Annotated in this window: 16 protein-coding genes and 2 pseudogenes; 5 read left to right on the forward strand and 13 right to left on the reverse strand. The window is 33.3% G+C overall.

Going from position 1 to position 15,921, the window contains the following annotated elements; all coding sequences use genetic code 11:
• The 3 genes from Q5Y73_RS13190 to Q5Y73_RS13200 all read right to left on the reverse strand — a co-directional run.
• Nucleotides 1-249 (reverse strand): Rha family transcriptional regulator (locus Q5Y73_RS13190; RefSeq protein WP_305992382.1); only part of this gene is annotated, 249 nt, incomplete at its 3' end.
• 73 nt (nt 250-322) lie between these two features.
• Nucleotides 323-550, reverse strand: coding sequence for a hypothetical protein (locus Q5Y73_RS13195; protein ID WP_305992383.1), 228 nt, complete (start codon nt 548-550; stop codon nt 323-325).
• Between the two features lie 136 nt (nt 551-686).
• Nucleotides 687-902, reverse strand: a complete 216-nt coding sequence (locus Q5Y73_RS13200; RefSeq protein ID WP_305992384.1) for a helix-turn-helix transcriptional regulator — start codon at nt 900-902, stop codon at nt 687-689.
• Between the two features lie 123 nt (nt 903-1,025).
• Between Q5Y73_RS13200 and Q5Y73_RS13205 the strand changes: the two genes are divergently transcribed.
• Entirely contained in the window at nt 1,026-1,388 is a 363-nt protein-coding gene (locus Q5Y73_RS13205; RefSeq protein ID WP_305992385.1) for a helix-turn-helix domain-containing protein, read from the forward strand.
• Nucleotides 1,389-1,420: 32 nt separating this feature from the next.
• Nucleotides 1,421-2,944 (forward strand): recombinase family protein, encoded by a 1,524-nt coding sequence (locus Q5Y73_RS13210; protein WP_305992386.1) that lies wholly within the window; start codon nt 1,421-1,423, stop codon nt 2,942-2,944.
• Between the two features lie 26 nt (nt 2,945-2,970).
• Here Q5Y73_RS13210 and Q5Y73_RS13215 read toward each other — a convergent pair.
• From Q5Y73_RS13215 to bacA, 6 genes and pseudogenes are all read right to left on the reverse strand, one after another.
• Nucleotides 2,971-3,171 (reverse strand): annotated as a pseudogene (locus Q5Y73_RS13215) (manganese catalase family protein); the annotation flags it as partial.
• A 77-nt stretch (nt 3,172-3,248) separates the two neighbouring features.
• Nucleotides 3,249-3,530 carry a spore coat protein CotJB gene (locus Q5Y73_RS13220; protein ID WP_371320209.1) on the reverse strand — a complete coding sequence of 94 codons (282 nt, stop codon included), beginning with the start codon at nt 3,528-3,530 and terminating at the stop codon, nt 3,249-3,251.
• A gap of 44 nt (nt 3,531-3,574) precedes the next feature.
• Nucleotides 3,575-3,790 (reverse strand): spore coat associated protein CotJA, encoded by a 216-nt coding sequence (locus tag Q5Y73_RS13225; RefSeq protein WP_305992388.1) that lies wholly within the window; start codon nt 3,788-3,790, stop codon nt 3,575-3,577.
• 137 nt (nt 3,791-3,927) lie between these two features.
• The gene (gene ytvI, locus Q5Y73_RS13230) at nt 3,928-4,974 is read right to left on the reverse strand and encodes a sporulation integral membrane protein YtvI (RefSeq protein ID WP_305992389.1); all 1,047 of its coding nucleotides are present in this window, start codon (nt 4,972-4,974) and stop codon (nt 3,928-3,930) included.
• 15 nt (nt 4,975-4,989) lie between these two features.
• Nucleotides 4,990-6,123 carry a radical SAM/CxCxxxxC motif protein YfkAB gene (gene yfkAB, locus Q5Y73_RS13235; protein ID WP_305992390.1) on the reverse strand — a complete coding sequence of 378 codons (1,134 nt, stop codon included), beginning with the start codon at nt 6,121-6,123 and terminating at the stop codon, nt 4,990-4,992.
• Between the two features lie 118 nt (nt 6,124-6,241).
• Nucleotides 6,242-7,060 (reverse strand): undecaprenyl-diphosphate phosphatase, encoded by an 819-nt coding sequence (gene bacA, locus Q5Y73_RS13240; RefSeq protein WP_305992391.1) that lies wholly within the window; start codon nt 7,058-7,060, stop codon nt 6,242-6,244.
• A gap of 159 nt (nt 7,061-7,219) precedes the next feature.
• On the opposite strand from bacA, the gene Q5Y73_RS13245 reads away from it, so the two are divergent.
• Nucleotides 7,220-8,044 (forward strand): MBL fold metallo-hydrolase, encoded by an 825-nt coding sequence (locus tag Q5Y73_RS13245; protein WP_305992392.1) that lies wholly within the window; start codon nt 7,220-7,222, stop codon nt 8,042-8,044.
• A gap of 128 nt (nt 8,045-8,172) precedes the next feature.
• Here the strand turns inward: Q5Y73_RS13245 and Q5Y73_RS13250 are convergent, their stop codons facing one another.
• Both Q5Y73_RS13250 and Q5Y73_RS13255 read right to left on the reverse strand, forming a co-directional pair.
• Entirely contained in the window at nt 8,173-9,597 is a 1,425-nt protein-coding gene (locus Q5Y73_RS13250) for a bifunctional metallophosphatase/5'-nucleotidase (RefSeq protein WP_305992393.1), read from the reverse strand.
• Nucleotides 9,598-9,640: 43 nt separating this feature from the next.
• Complete coding sequence (locus Q5Y73_RS13255; protein ID WP_305992394.1) at nt 9,641-10,102, reverse strand: molybdopterin-binding protein; 462 nt, start codon at nt 10,100-10,102, stop codon at nt 9,641-9,643.
• A 277-nt stretch (nt 10,103-10,379) separates the two neighbouring features.
• Here Q5Y73_RS13255 and Q5Y73_RS13260 point away from each other — a divergent pair.
• Nucleotides 10,380-10,820, forward strand: a pseudogene (locus Q5Y73_RS13260) (molybdenum cofactor biosynthesis protein MoaE); the annotation flags it as partial.
• 136 nt (nt 10,821-10,956) lie between these two features.
• On the forward strand, nt 10,957-12,342 hold the full coding sequence (locus Q5Y73_RS13265; protein WP_305992395.1) for a C2 domain-containing protein: 1,386 nt from the start codon (nt 10,957-10,959) through the stop codon (nt 12,340-12,342).
• Between the two features lie 280 nt (nt 12,343-12,622).
• On the opposite strand, the gene Q5Y73_RS13270 is transcribed toward Q5Y73_RS13265, so the two are convergent.
• Both Q5Y73_RS13270 and Q5Y73_RS13275 read right to left on the reverse strand, forming a co-directional pair.
• Complete coding sequence (locus tag Q5Y73_RS13270) at nt 12,623-13,168, reverse strand: hypothetical protein (protein WP_305992396.1); 546 nt, start codon at nt 13,166-13,168, stop codon at nt 12,623-12,625.
• A gap of 256 nt (nt 13,169-13,424) precedes the next feature.
• Nucleotides 13,425-15,497: a pectinesterase family protein gene (locus Q5Y73_RS13275; protein ID WP_305992397.1), complete on the reverse strand. Its 2,073-nt coding sequence runs from the start codon at nt 15,495-15,497 to the stop codon at nt 13,425-13,427.
• Between the last annotated feature and the right edge of the window lie 424 nt (nt 15,498-15,921).

Below are 15,921 nucleotides of genomic sequence, written 5' to 3' on the forward strand. Positions count from 1 at the left end.
AGACATAGCGATTAATGTAAAAGCATCTTCTGTCAAGAGGTATTTAGAGTATTTTTTGCCTCTTTCATTAATGTAATCTGACTCCCCAAAATTGGTGAGTGAAAATTCACTTTCTCCAACCTCATTCAGTTTTTCGATTTGACTTTTAATATCTCTAATTACATGATCATGTCTTTTTCCAAACACTTCTGCTACTGTTAAACTGTCTGTTACTACTCTGTTGTTTTCGATGTATACTAATTGATTCATTCTTTCACCTTCCTTTGTTTGATAGATTGATAGATTTGAGAGTAAAAAAATAATGTTATTATCGCTTTCTATGCTATACTTCCTCCCCTCTTTCAATAAGGATATGAATACATTCCCAAGCTTCTTGGTAAAATTCTTTTAAAATCTTTTCTTCTTCTTCTTTTGTTCTAACTACATAGTCATCACAGAAAATCATTCTGGTGTTCCCTAACATGTAATCTTTCACTACGTTACCCTTAATTTTCACAGTGTCATCACCTCTTATATCATGTGTATGCTGTGACTTTTGTAGGACAACCATACTTTATAACTCCCTCTTAAAGTAAAGATTTATTACGAAAGTTTAAATTGCTAAATAATCAAAAAAATAATGCTTGCGTAAGTGCCACTTGCTATTGTATAATGGGCATAGAGAAAAAAAGAATAAAATTAATCAATTATTCTTCTGGGTATGCAATATCAGGCCATAGCTCATAAACATTTGTATCGAAATACCTGGCGAAGGCAAATAGATGATCTAAGTTAGGTCTCGATCTTCCGCGTTCATATGCACGAATAGTCGTTTCAGTAACACCCATTTCTAAAGCAACAATTTTTTGAGTCTTGCCTGATTTTTTTCTAAGTTCAATAAACCGATGACGCGGTTTATTCATCTTAGTAGCTTCCATATTATTCACCCCCTTGCCTTGATAAGTATAATTTACCACGTAATTTAAAATTGCGCAAGTTAAAATTCTTTTTTTCTACTACTTTTTTATAAAAGGAGTAATATAAAAATGTCAATTGGTAAGAAAATAAAAGAATTGAGACAACGGAGAGGTTGGTCTCAAGATGATTTAGCAGAGAGATTGGGTATGACAAGAGCGAACATATCCAATTACGAACGGGATATAAACAAGGCTTTACCAAGCGATATTCTTATGCGTATTGCAGATATTATGAATGTTTCAGCCGATTACTTACTAGGTAAGTCAGATGATCCAGAAACACCAGAAAGTAAGTTTCTTAAAACTTTAGAATTATCAGATGAAGAAATACTAAAAAAGTTTTCTCTCGAATTAGATGGAAAAGAATTAACGAAGGAAGAAGCTAGAATCGCAGTGGCTGTTCTCAGAACTAACAGGCAGATGAAGGGATAAAATTAATAAATAAAAGGAGGTGGGGTACAAAAATGGAAAAAGTGTGCATGTATCTTAGAAAATCTAGAGCAGACATCGAAGCAGAAGATCGTGGAGAAGGAGAAACTTTAGAACGTCACAAAAAAATACTTTTTGAAGTTGCTAAAAAGTCGAAAATAAACATTACAAAAATTTTTCAAGAAGTAGTTTCTGGTGAAAGAATCGCTGATAGACCACAAGTTATCCAGTTACTTGAAGAGATTGAGAATGGGATATGGACAGGCGTGTTAGTAATGGACATTGATCGTCTTGGTAGAGGTGACACAATAGACCAAGGTATTGTATTTCAAGCATTTAAATTTTCAAAAACAAAAATAATCACGCCAAACAAAGTTTATGATTTAGAAAATGAGTTTGATGAAGAATATACAGAATTTAATATGTTCATGGCTCGTAAAGAGTATAAAATGATAAATCGCCGTTTACAACGAGGTAGGTTGCAATCTGTTAAGGAAGGAAATTATGTTGGCAGTAAACCTCCCTATGGGTATGTAAAAACAAAATTAGATGGTGATTTTTCTTTAGAACCTCATTCTGAACAATCAAAAATTGTTGAAATGATATTTGATATGTACACAAAAAAAGGAATGGGTACTGGCTTAATAGCTAGAAGGTTAAATGAAATGAAAATCCGTACTCAAAGGGACTCTTTGTGGACTGTTTCAACCATAAACGGAATTATAAGAAATCCTGTTTACATAGGTAAAATTAAATGGAATTCTCGTCCAGTTGTAAAAACCAAAGATGGAAAAAGCAGACCTCGATTTAATAAAGAGGATTGGATATTGGTAAACGGAAAACACAGAGCTGTCATTGACGAACATACATACAATAAAGCTCAAGAAATTATGAGTTCAAAAGGTCATTCGCCAAAACCTACTGGAGAGTTAACGAATCCATTAGCCGGGATTGTAGAATGCGGAAAATGCGGTAGAGCAATGATTAGAAGACCTTATACAAGGCAACCTGCTCATATTATGTGCAGTAATCAAATGTGTGAAAATAAGAGCGCAAAATTCACTTACGTTGAGGACAAAATAATAAAAGGGTTAGAGCAATGGTTAAATGATTACAAAAAAAAGTGGGAATTGTATGGATATGAACAACAAAAAGATGAACAAAAGATTGATAAGAACATACTAAAAGTTTTAAATAAAGAATTAACGGAATTAGAGAAACAAAAAAACAATCTTCATGATTTTCTGGAACGAAACATTTATACGGTTGATGAATATTTAGAGCGTTCCAAAGTCATTAATGATCGAATGGATAAAACAAAAAAAGTCATCGACAAAACAAATAGAGAATTAAAAGAAATATCAGATAACAAAAAAGCTCAAGAAAATTTAATTCCTAAAGTTGAAAATGCATTATCCGTTTATCACAAAATAGATGAAGTTCAGAGAAAAAATAAAACTCTAAAAAAAATCTTAAATAAAGTTGTCTATACCAAGGAAAAACATCAGCAACTTGATGATTTTACATTACAGTTTTTTCCAAGAATTACAGAAAAATAATAAACATAACAACACTGATAAAAAGAATGCGCAAACTCTTCAGTTCCTATATCGGTCAATAAACCAATCACTTTATCAGGGATTGAATATCTTTGATTTAAATAACGTAATGCAGCTGCCAATTCACCGTCAGCACCACCATATGCTTCTAATAAATACTTAGCCATTCTTGGATCACACTTACTTACCCGAACTGGATATTGCAGTTTCTTCTCATAAACCCACATGAAAAATCCTCCTACTTCATAATATGCCTACGTAAATAATCAAACCTTATATCTTTGTATATGAGAAAACGCATCTTCTACACTTGCCAAGGCCAAGGCGTTTCTATCCATTCCCAAGGATATTTTGAAGAGCTGCGTCCAAATTGATACAGAGGTCCGTAACAGCTTTCATATTCTCTATACACTCTTTGCCTAATTTGATGGTATTGATTTAGTTGTGCAAGTGCATTCTGATCATTTGGGTGTGTATCCAAGTATAGTGATAATTCCAAAAGAACGAAGTCTATTTCTTGTAAGTGTCTAAGACACTTATAATAATTATCATCCATCTTTAATTTTTTATTTTCATTCAAACTCATCACTCCCCTTCCCTTTAAAATTGAAAAATTTATGAATCTAAGCTCTAAGGCTTACTATTTTCATATTTACCATAAGGACTATAAAAAACAGGCCACAATGTTCCTCGATTCAGCGCTTCCCTTGGATTATATTGCGGCAGGTTCATACGTTGAAATCCCACATATAACTCAGGTGGTGTTGAATATGTCTTCACTCTAATTGGTGGACAAGGGTCATGAGGATTAATGTATGGATAGTATTTTTTTACTTGTGAATACAATTTTTTTGCCTCCTCTGCATTTGTTTACCATTCATCATATGATATTCGCCTATGAATGGTATGGGCATTCCCCCAAAAATACAAAAAAACACCCTTGAATTTCATCAAGGGTGTTTGCTGTATTATTTAATAGGCAATTAATCAAACTTAATATTAATTTTAATTAATCCTTCATCTCGCATGGCTTGATATAAAATCACAACTAATGGACCTAGGAACAATCCTACAAGCCCCATTAATTGAAAACCTACATATAAACTAATTAGTGCTGACAGTGCACCAATACCAATGGACTTACCTAAGATTTTAGGTTCAACAATACGACGGAATATGGTAATAACAAGGAATAGAATCACTAATCCAACACCTACAAATATATTACCTGCAATGAAATTATAAATCGCCCATGGCATAATAAATGAACCTGTACCTAGGATCGGTAATAAATCCACAATGATGATTAATAAAGCAATGACTAGAGCGTAATCCACGCCTAAAATCAATAAGCCAGTCAGAGCAACTATATAAGTTAAACTGCTTAAAATAATCTGTGCACGCATAAACCCAAATATGGATCCCCTTAAGTTCATTAAAATATTATCTATATTTCCTCTAGACTTTTCTTCAAAAATAGATAAAAATGAGCTTTTCATAATGGGCAAACTAAAGCTAAATAAATATACCGCAACTGAAAAAACAATGTAATCAATAAAGAAATCAAAAAATACATTTGGAAACTTACTTGCTATCGTAGAAACTTGACCAATGACTTTTTCAAGTGTACTCGTTAATGCATCGATCCCTCTATTAATCCAAATCGTATACTGACTTTCAAAACCTGGAGGAATTAATGTAATGATTTCTGTTTCAAAATAATACTTAAGGTCATTATAAAAAGTTCCATCTTTAAAGAAATTCGATGCTTTATTAATGAACTGCATAAATTCACTATAAACTTTCATCCCAAGCAAATAAGTAACACTGATCAAAGATAAAGTGAACAATGTAGAGGTAATAACAGCGGATGTTAACCGATTAAAACGAGCATATTTCATTAGCATCTGATTTAATGGCTCGAGAAAAATAGCAATGATAACAGCCAATAAAAATGGAAAGCCAATCGTAAAAAGTGCATATAAAAATGCAAGTCCTGTAAGTATAATAAGAATTGTTCTCAACGACATAAATTGCACCTTCTTCTATCTGTTTAGAATCGCTTTTCTTTCTTTAAAATTCACCTGATTATAATAAGCATCTTTTACTAATAAATTTGGTCCACAGCAATTTGCTTCTGCACAAAAACAATTCACTGTCTGATTGATTGGATGCTGCAACCATTTTTCAAACACTTCGTCCAATTTCTGATCTTTTATGCTGCCAACTGCTGATAAATCTGAAAAATCCGTGACATGCATATTCCCATTGAATAAATCAATATTTAAACGGTTTCGACCATCTGGATCATTTCTTACCGTAACATTCGGTTCATTCTGTAGTCTGGTTAGAAGTTGACGGTCATACACATCATAGCTGCAATAATAAAAAGGCAATGTTCCAAATAACATCCATATCCCCTTATCCCTTCCATCAAGCAATCTCTGAATCGTATCCCTGATTTGACTTAAGGATAATAGAGGTAAATTTTCTGCAAATGAAGTTGGATACATCGGATGAACCTCATGTCGCTTGCAGCCCATTTCACTAATGATTTTATGTATTGCTACAATTTTATCATGGGTCCTTGCATTAAGCATCGATTCAGCAGAAATAAAAAGTCCACCTTTACTTAATTTCACAGTATTACTGATCATCTGTTCATACAACTTCTCAGCCATCAAAATACTACTTCGTCTATCTGATCGGGCAAAACCAATTTCATAAAAATCCTCTGCGTTTTCATAGTTAAATGATATGTGCATAACATCTAAATAAGGAGCAATCAGCTCATATCGCGCATAATCCAAAGTTAGATTTGAGTTAATTTGAGTTTTTATGCCCCGCTCTCTCGCATATTTTAATATCGGTAAAATATGATCCTTTACGGTTTGAAGTTTATAAAAGGGTTCTCCGCCCGTAATGCTAATTGTTTGTAAATGCTCTACCTCATCTAATTTATTTATAATTAAATCCAATGGGATTTTCTCTTCTTCTGTAAAGGAAAGTGAATCTCCAACTGCACAATGTTCACAGCGCATATTGCATAAATTAGAAATCGTCAATTCTATACTAGTTAAAACGTGTTTACCATGCTTTTTCAAGGAATGGAATGGATCCCAAGGATCTTGAGCTATCATACTATTTTCAGTTTGATCATTTTTGGATGTGATTATCATCTTTTTAAGCACCTAACTTACTTTATATTTATATATTTATCTATTTAAGATTAAATTTAATTATATCATATAACCGTGATCTATACCCCATAAGTGCTGTTAATTTGAAGTCTAAAGATTAGTCTAAACCTATTCCAACCATATATAACCAAAAAACGCCGGCTAATATAAACCTGTAATAAGCAAAAGAGGATAACTTTACTTTCTCCAATAATTTCAAGAAGGAAACTACCGCTAATAAAGCAACTATAAATGAGACGATAAAACCAACAAGAAAAAAGGATAAGTCATCCATGCTCAAATGACCCATATTTTTCATTAAATCATAAGAAGTTGCAGCGACCATCATAGGGACGGCAATCAAAAATGAGAAATCAGCTGAAGTACGAAGGTTTGCACCTGATAATAAACCTCCAGCGATCGTAGCACCCGATCTTGAAAAACCAGGCCAAAGGGCCAAACATTGTGCTATTCCAATCTGAAAAGCTTGCCGATAGCTTAATTCATCCATCGTTTTAGCTATTACTATCGTGTGTTTTCGTTCTGCAAATATCATAAAAAACCCACCTACGACTAAACCTATCAACACTGTTTGAGGTGTAAATAAATAATCTTTAATCAATCCATGCATTAATAACCCTAGAAGCATTGCAGGTACTATAGCTAAAAATATATGAATAAGTGTTAAAGATTTATTAGATTGCTTTTCATAACTTGGATCTTCCCATCCTATCAATCGAAGCAAACGTCTCCAATATAGAAGTGCAACTGCTAATATAGCCCCTAACTGAATTACAATTTCAAAAGTTTCTGCTTTGTCCCCTGTAAATCCAAGCAAATGACCTGACAATATAAGATGTCCTGTTGATGAGATCGGTAAAAACTCTGTTAAACCTTCAACTATCCCTTGAACCACTGCTATCCAAATATCCGCCATTCTTTATTCCCCCAATAACTCGCGATACTGAACACAATTTATTTGTACAGTCAAATTGTAATACCATAGCTAAGTACAAAATGGTTATACCTTGTACCACTAATGTATTCTGAAAAATAAAGTGATATGCAGTTTAGAATGATAAACGGAGGAGAAATTATGAATCATTACATATGTGAAACTTGTGGAGTGCAATATAACCAATCAATCGATACACCAACAGATTGTTTAGTTTGTTCTGAAGAAAGACAGTATATAAATCCAAACGGTCAAACTTGGACAACATTAAAAGAGATGAATGACCAAGGCAGTATGAGCAACTCATTCACGTTAGAAGAAAAAAATTTATACAGTATAAACACGAAACCAAGATTTGGAATAGGTCAAACAGCTTACCTTATACAAAATGATGGTTTTAATATATTGTGGGATTGTATTTCGTATATTGATGAAGATACAATAAGTGAAATCAATAATCTAGGTGGGTTAAACGCTATAGCATTATCTCATCCACATTACTATTCTACTCAGGTAGAGTGGGCTGAAACCTTTAATGTTCCTATTTATATCCATGAAGACGATAAACAATGGGTGATGAGACCAAGTGATCATATCGTTTTTTGGTCTGGAGAATCGTTAACATTGCATGAGGGTGCTGTTTTACATCGATTAGGAGGTCACTTTAAAGGAGGAGCTGTTTTAGAATGGCAAAATGGGAATGACCATAAAGGTATTTTACTTACCGGCGATGTTATACAAGTTGTCGCTGATCAAAATTGGGTAAGCTTCATGTATAGTTATCCTAACCTCATCCCTTTACCTGCATCAAAAGTACAAGACATTGCAAATATTGTAAAAGGATTAAAGTTTAATCGAATATATAATGCTTTTCACCGCATTGTTAAAGAGAATGCGAACATGGCTGTACAAAAATCAGCAGAAAGATACATTCAAGCATTGAATGGTACACTTTTTAACACATAATATTTAATTTTTAAAACAGAAGACATCACAATGCTTCATTTAATTGATAAATAAATATAATAAGTAACTTGAACAAAAGAAACCACTTTTTGAATAATCCAAAAAGTGGTTTCTTTTAAATCTATGATTTACCCTCGTTCAATCCATCTCAAGTTGCTGCTTCTTAATATTTCTTCAGGATTTTGTATTTGATCCAATAAAACATCTCTTAAAAATTCTGGTAAGTAAAACTTGATATCTCTTCCTTCTTTTAATGAATGATAACCAATGCCAAACGTAAACATGTCGATGGTACCTACTAAATATTCTTGTTCTTCCACTAGGCGTTCGTTTTCCACCCAAATATCCATAACTTTTCCATTCAAGTATTCAACCTTCATACCATCAAAGTTAAGAATACCCAATACTTCTCCTCTAAATCCAAAACCACGGATCGATTTTTGCTGAAATTCAGGCAAAAGAGCTTGCTCACATGCTTCTCTAATTTGTTTCCCTTTTAACCACATTCGACAAGGGTTAATTGGTGAAGGACAAATTTCGAGTAATATTTCCCGGGTAATCCTCCCTTGATATAAAGGCTTTAATATTTGACCTGAATTTACAATGCCAATCTGAGCTCCTGTCCAATTTTTAAGCCCCTGTGCTAACAAATTCCCTAATGGAGATTCTTTATTCCATGAAATCTGTAGCGTTTGTTCTAATTCAGCAATGGGTTCACTTAATTTCTTAATACCAATCTCTTTATATTTTCTAATCGTATCTTCAATTTCAGCATCATTTGAATAACTAGATACATTAATACATCTCGCATTAGCACTTAGCATACGATGATTTTCAAAATCAAACTCAAGTTCCGCAACGCCTACATATTGTCCTAGTTTTCCAGCAGCGCAAATCATCGCATCACCAATAAAAAGCGGCTCTTCCAATAAATGATGGGTATGAGCGCCAAGAATGCAATCAATTCCTTTAATTTCTTTTGCCATCCTCTGATCTGTAGGTAACCCTAAATGGGATATAATGATAATCATATCTACTTGTGGTCTTAACTCTTCAACTAGGGTTCGAATGACTTCCAACGGTTCTTTTACATCTAACCCTAACAGTTCATAAAAAAGAGAGAAATTAATGGTTACACCAACGATCCCTACTTTTAATTTTCCTTTTTTGATAATGAGATAAGGCTTCATCCAGGATGGAATTTTATTAGATTTCAAATCGTATATGTTGCTACCTATTACTTGAAAATCAGCATGTTTTTTATACAGCTCTGACAATAAACTAGGTTCAAATGTTAAACCTTCATTATTACCTAATGTGACCGCTTCGTAACCTGTACGATTAAGGATTTCAATATTTGCTAATCCATAACTTCCTTCAGTTTCAACACGCATGCGATCCATATGATCTCCACAATCTATCTTTAATAGTTTTTCGTTAGGGAGTTTTTGCTCAAAATCGCGAAATATGGTTGCAATCTTGGGCATGTTTTCAAATAAACTATGAATATCATTCGTATGCAAAATCGTCAGCTTTTGAATTTCAGAATTCATCATACGTCTCCCCTTTTTAATCCTATTGGATTAGTCCGCTTAATTATTCAGATTTCTTTTTTAAATATTGCTTTCCTAAATCGCTTACATCAAGTGTATTTTTAAAACCAAAGGATGATTCATTTCCCAAGCTTTGATCTCTTATAAAAAAGATTTTTACAATACTTTTCACATTCAAACAGTCACTGCTTCCATCGGGTACATACAATCTTATGGGAAATCCTTTTTTTAAGGGTTTTTCATTTTGCTCATATAGTATAGCTGCTGAATCCAGTTCATCCCATGGAATCATTGCTTGAAACTCATCAACTGCTTCTACCTTTATATGTGTGGGATTTGTTGATTTTTTCGACCATGACTCATACCATGTCGCTAAATCAAACGCTCTTCCCTCAATACCTGGGACTCTTTCATTTATAGTAAAATGATGAGGTGCCATCTTTTGTAGTTGTTCTACAGATAGAACAAGGACTTCTGTTTCATTTTCAAAAATATGTATGTTCATTCTTTCTTCTCCTATCACTTTTATTGAAATAACACTTGTTAAGTCTCTTGTTAATATGAGACAACGAACAAGGAAGGATGATGAACTTCCACCTAAAGTAACTTTCACTTTATTGCATTATTATACCATAGTCTTAGAGTACGCTATTTCATTTATTCTGATAAAAAATAATAAAATAAAATGGATTTTTCTCTTGTAATTCAATAAAATTGTACTATTAGGTAAGAAATATATTAAGACATATCTTTAGTTTAAAAGGAGACTATTCATGGAACGATATCATATTACATACGAAAAAATTAGTGTGGAAGAAGTAACTAATAAAATTATTCACGCTAATCACGGTGCTTCAATCTCATTTATTGGAACAACCAGAGAATTTACACATGGACAAAAAACAGTACTTCTAGAATATGAAGCTTATGTTCCCATGGCGCTTAAAACGCTTGAGCAAATTGGAAATGAAATGAATGAAAAATGGCCTGGAGTGTTAACGGCTATTACTCATCGTTTAGGTAAAGTAGATATTGGTGAAATCAGTGTGGTAATTGCAGTGTCATCACCGCATCGGAATGATTGTTATGAAGCTAGTCGTTATGCCATTGAAAGATTAAAGCAAATTGTTCCCATTTGGAAAAAAGAAATTTGGGAAGACGGTTCAGAGTGGAAGGGTCATCAACTGGGACCATGGAATCCTACTACACCACTTGATTCTTAGGGTCAATAACGCCTATCGGAGTCTCTCGGAGAATTTTTAAGTTATAAAAAAAGGTCGTATCCTTTACGACCTTTTTTTAAATAAATGTTATAATATAGTAGAAATTCAAAAATCATTCAGAAAGGTGAGAGAAATGTTGAAAAAGAAAGTTTTATTATGTATCATGCTGTCTTGCTTACTTTTTATCCCTCAAAAAGTAAGCGCTTTCTTAAGCCTGGTAAGTGTTGAGGAAATATCATATCAACAACTTCTAGAGCATTGGTCACCAAGAGTTTACCAAGATGTTCATCCTGATTATGATGTAAGAGCTGATTTTATTACAAGGATTAATTTAGACGGGGACTGGCTTTCAACCAATCAATGGGAAACTGTAGATACGGAACCTCTTGAAGCGTACGTATATACATCTGTTTCTGAAACAGAATCTCATTATTTCGTTGGATATTACTTCTATCACCCACGTGATGATGGTCCAGACTGGGGGGCATTTGGTGATGAAGCCCATGAAAATGATCTGGAAGGCATCATGTTAGGGATAAAAAAGAATGGGAACTTTGGCGAATTTGTAGCAATGAATACAATTAGACATAGTGATTTTTACCAATATGCGAATGGTTCTATAAGTGAGGGTTATGAAACCATTGATAACTCAGTTTCATTTTATGATGGTAGCCACCCTGAAATCTTTATCTCCTCTAATGGACAATATGTCTTAAACACAAACCCTCATGGACATGATATTCAAGCTTACACAGGCGATGTAGATGTAGGTAATGACGCTATTATTTATGAATATACTGGACAAGCTGACATCCCTTCAGAAGTATCTCCGCCGTGGGAGCATGTTTATGGCTATGACATGCTACCTCTAGATGAGTTATGGGATTTAAAAACAACCTATCAAAACACACCATTTCAATCCTTCGGTGCTTTTGGCTCAAGTGTAGGGGATGGAAATGCCAATGCACCTTGGAATTGGTCTGACACAGATCATCAAGATAATGGGACTGTAGGTTATGGCGTTTTTGTAAGTGATCCTGCTTACATGTTTGATGTTCATTTTAATAAATTAGGGAGTGATTTCTCCCATCAATACATTTCTAATTCTTATTGGACCCATAAAATCACCTTAAACTGGGTGCAGCCTATTAAAGCAGAGGATTATAGCAATGAAAATGACTTATATGTAGATATCTGGGTTGACGGTAAAAAATATATTGGTGAGAGAATGTGGAAGAAAAACAATGCAAAAGCTGATGGAACTAAATATTACCCTACTTGGGGTTCAAATGACAATGCTGTCAGCACTATTGATTTTAGCAGTAAATCAAACACGATATACATCGCTAGAGAACCTGGTTCAAAGGTGAAACTTGAAGTATTCGATTCAGACGGCACAAGTGCTGACGATAGTTTAGGTTATATTGAGATCACACCAAATGCAGGTGAAGCGTTTGAATTGACAAATTTGAAAACTAGTAATGGTGGTGCTTATTTAGATGCTATAGTAGAAACAAGATAGTATTGAAAAAAGGATATCCAAACTTTGGGTATCCTTTTCTGGTCCATAGTGAGATTTATTAATTCACACATGGTATAATTATGGTAATAAATGTTATATGTGAGTGGTTTCATGAATCTCGCGCTTTTTTTCAGATAGTGGAAATTGTTGAATCCCACTTTGAATAGATAGTCTTAGCAAATGAAAAAAGCTGCTTCATTGTGTAGAGCTTTTTTCATTTGTTTAATTATTGTTTTTGTTATTTTGACTGGACAAGTATAATAGTTAGAATTCATCCGCTTTAATAAAGAGAATCTAACATTAAAGCATCGCCTAGAGAAATACTGATACTATATCCGTTTATATCGAAGCCAACATGTATTCTAAACCTCATTTTCATAACTTCAGATGTATCTCTTGATAATTTGTCTAAGAACTTTTCATCATTTAAATCATAAACATAATCAAGACTTTGTTCACCTTCTTCTATATCATACTTATCTCCATATAACTCTTTAACTTCTTCTTTTAGCATTTTTATTCCAGTACCACGCGAAGTAGTATATACATCTTTTGATTTATTTGTTAGAGACACAGATGCAACTAAATTGTCCCTATACTGCACTATTACTCCATTGTCATAATCAAACCATCCTAAATCATTTTTTGTACCAAAACCTAATACCTTTTCAGCATCGCTTCTACTCATTCCATAACAAACCTCACCTGATACATCTGTATTGATGATACACATGTCATCTTCAGAGAATTTATCGACTTCAAATTCACTACACCCAGATAAAATTAGTAGGAATAGAATTAACATTAGTACTATTTTAAGTTTCACACAACCTTCCTCCTCAGATTCACAAAATCTTACAAACATAACACCAATGATTAACACGATGGTATTCCGGTTTTTTTAAATAATTATACACACTCTCCTCAAAAATGTCTTTACACATCATGTTGATGACAAATTCTGCACTAAAAAAAGAGCACATATCAGCGCTCTTCCAGTTCACCTATACTTATTCTCATAATATCTTCTATATAAATTGTAATCTCCATTCCTTCTCCAATATTTTATCATTCAACTTCAATTAACAATCTTCACAAAACCCATCAGGAATACTTGTTGTACATTTATTTTCATCCAAGGCATTATCTGTACCTTGATCGACGATATCTGGCGTATTCTTTGTTAAACAATTGGAACGGACTTTATTTTCATCTCCTAGTAACATAATTCCTGCTTCTATATTGTTTGCAATGGTATTGTTGTCAATGATATTCAGTTCTTCATTAATACTCACTTCAATACCTTCTGTATTTCCTTTCAAAATATTTTTAACAATTCTGTTATTTCCTTCATTTGAAAGATTGATTCCATTCCCGCCATTATTCTTGCAATTATTCCCCCACAATAGTTCATTATTTCCTGCAAACACTTCAATTCCAGCCTCAACGTTTTCACAAGATTGATTCCATAATAATAGGACTTGAGCACCATCAACTTCCAACCCACTACATATATTCTCAGCAGTAACATTACTAACAAAGTAATGATTACTACTATTTGCATCAATTCCCACATCATTTTGTTTACATATACTATTTAAAACTAAATTGAACTCACCACGCACCTCTATTCCATCATCAATATTTCTACTGCAATTACATCTTATGATATAGTTATGATTTCCCCTGATTTGAATTCCCTGAGCAAAATTCTCTCTATGATCACTTGATTCACAATCAATGACTATATTTCGTTCACAAGACGAGGTAATATCAATTCCATTATTTAGATTATTGTTAACATTCACACAGGAAAGTATATTATCACTCGTATTGATACATATGCCAAAGTTATCAAAATTTTGTACAGTCATCTTTTCGATCGTAATAAATGATGAACTTTGTATATGGATTCCGGTAGCACCAACGACATTCGTTCCATCGATAATTGTTTCTCCTTTTCCTGCTCCGATAAGACGGATACGATCTTTATTTGCGGGGATGGTAATTGATTCATAAAACCTCCCTGCACCTATTCTAATCGTAAACCCTTCAGTTGTTGTTGGATCATCAATAGCTTCTTGAATGGTTAGGAAATCTCCTGGGACACTTACAGAGGTATTGATGTTACATAATCCAGGTGGTTCACTAGTACTACATTGGTTATTATCGAATACTGTGTTGATCCCGCCATCTTCAATATCTGGGTTATTTCCATTCAATTGATTAGAACGGACTGAATTATTTACAGCACTATCCTCAATACATATTCCTGCAATACCATTGTTCTTCACATCATTACGATCTATTATGTTTGAACTAGAAGCTACAATTCCAAATTCTATATTTCTCTCAATTTTATTTCTCACTATTCGATTATTATTATCATCATCATCAATTCCATCCTCTTGATTACACCTTATTTCATTCCCCCAAAACAAATTATTACTACCACTCGTTTCAATTCCATCATCACCGTTCAAGAATGCTTTATTCCATAAAAATAAATCACTGACGCCTGTTAAAAATCCATCTTCCTCGTTTCTAATGGACTGATTACACATAAATAAACTAAATTGGTTATCGTTATCGAACCCATGTAGTCCATTCTCTTTTGCAAGATTTAAAAGGACTAAATTATTAATACTGTTCAAATTTATGCCATTATTTGAATTTTTAATAAATTTACATTTTATAATATAATTTTGATTTCCTTCCACTTGAATTCCATTTCCATCATCAGGGTTTACACTATTTGCATTAAAACTAGCTTCTGATTCAATAACTAGATTTCTTTCAGCATTTAAGTTTATTTCTACTCCATTATTTTGATTGTTTTGGGATTTAATTTGATTTATAATGTTTTCACTTGTTTGAATGAAAATCCCTCGATCATCAAAGTTTTGAACTGTTAATTTTTCAACTGTTACCATAAATGAATTTATCTCTATGCCATTCACTGTACCTAAGTTAGATCCATCAAGAATCGTTTTTCCAATACCTGCTCCTACAATTCGAATACAGTTTTTATTCATACTAATATCTATGGACTGGTTGTATGTCCCTTCACCTAAATTAATTGTATCTCCTGAATTCACAAAATTATTTATGACATCCTGAATGTCACTGGCTGGTGTTAGGTTGAAAACAGCCATGCAGTTCCCCTCCATTTACATTGAACTTATATTTTATATTATTCAAAGATGTTGTCATGGTTTGGACGGGTGCGGATTCTAATATACTTTTTATTCACCATTATTTTTATTCCTTATTACTTTAAAACATTCTTTTTCAAAGCCTATGACGAGATTGAAGCGTACACTCCCACACCAGCTACTTAAGCCAGAACAAAAACAAAGCTTCTCCTTTTATGGGGAGAAGCTTTGTCATGAGTGTCTGCAAATAAGTGCTTAAAAGTGACCGTAACCTTATTCTCATTATATTAAAATCGCTTGCAAATTGGCACTGTCATTTGCGGATATTCCTTTAAACAGTACACACGTCCAGTCAAAAGAAAACATTATCTCATACAATATTAAAAAAATGAAAAGGTCGTGATCTCATAGGCGTTTTTGATGA

It is taken from the genome of Chengkuizengella axinellae (genome assembly GCF_030730905.1).
Lineage (GTDB): Bacteria > Bacillota > Bacilli > Paenibacillales > KCTC-33759 > Chengkuizengella > Chengkuizengella axinellae.

What these genes read in the sequence shown, in the direction of transcription:
- Q5Y73_RS13210 (WP_305992386.1), top strand. Translation starts at nt 1,421, where the DNA reads ATGGAAAAAGTGTGCATGTATCTTAGAAAATCTAGAGCAGACATCGAA.
- Q5Y73_RS13255 (WP_305992394.1), bottom strand. Translation starts at nt 10,102, where the DNA reads ATGAACATACATATTTTTGAAAATGAAACAGAAGTCCTTGTTCTATCT.
- ytvI (WP_305992389.1), bottom strand. Translation starts at nt 4,974, where the DNA reads ATGTCGTTGAGAACAATTCTTATTATACTTACAGGACTTGCATTTTTA.
- bacA (WP_305992391.1), bottom strand. Translation starts at nt 7,060, where the DNA reads ATGGCGGATATTTGGATAGCAGTGGTTCAAGGGATAGTTGAAGGTTTA.
- Q5Y73_RS13195 (WP_305992383.1), bottom strand. Translation starts at nt 550, where the DNA reads ATGGTTGTCCTACAAAAGTCACAGCATACACATGATATAAGAGGTGAT.
- yfkAB (WP_305992390.1), bottom strand. Translation starts at nt 6,123, where the DNA reads ATGATAATCACATCCAAAAATGATCAAACTGAAAATAGTATGATAGCT.
- Q5Y73_RS13275 (WP_305992397.1), bottom strand. Translation starts at nt 15,497, where the DNA reads ATGGCTGTTTTCAACCTAACACCAGCCAGTGACATTCAGGATGTCATA.
- Q5Y73_RS13250 (WP_305992393.1), bottom strand. Translation starts at nt 9,597, where the DNA reads ATGAATTCTGAAATTCAAAAGCTGACGATTTTGCATACGAATGATATT.
- Q5Y73_RS13200 (WP_305992384.1), bottom strand. Translation starts at nt 902, where the DNA reads ATGAATAAACCGCGTCATCGGTTTATTGAACTTAGAAAAAAATCAGGC.
- Q5Y73_RS13245 (WP_305992392.1), top strand. Translation starts at nt 7,220, where the DNA reads ATGAATCATTACATATGTGAAACTTGTGGAGTGCAATATAACCAATCA.
- Q5Y73_RS13220 (WP_371320209.1), bottom strand. Translation starts at nt 3,530, where the DNA reads ATGAGTTTGAATGAAAATAAAAAATTAAAGATGGATGATAATTATTAT.
- Q5Y73_RS13205 (WP_305992385.1), top strand. Translation starts at nt 1,026, where the DNA reads ATGTCAATTGGTAAGAAAATAAAAGAATTGAGACAACGGAGAGGTTGG.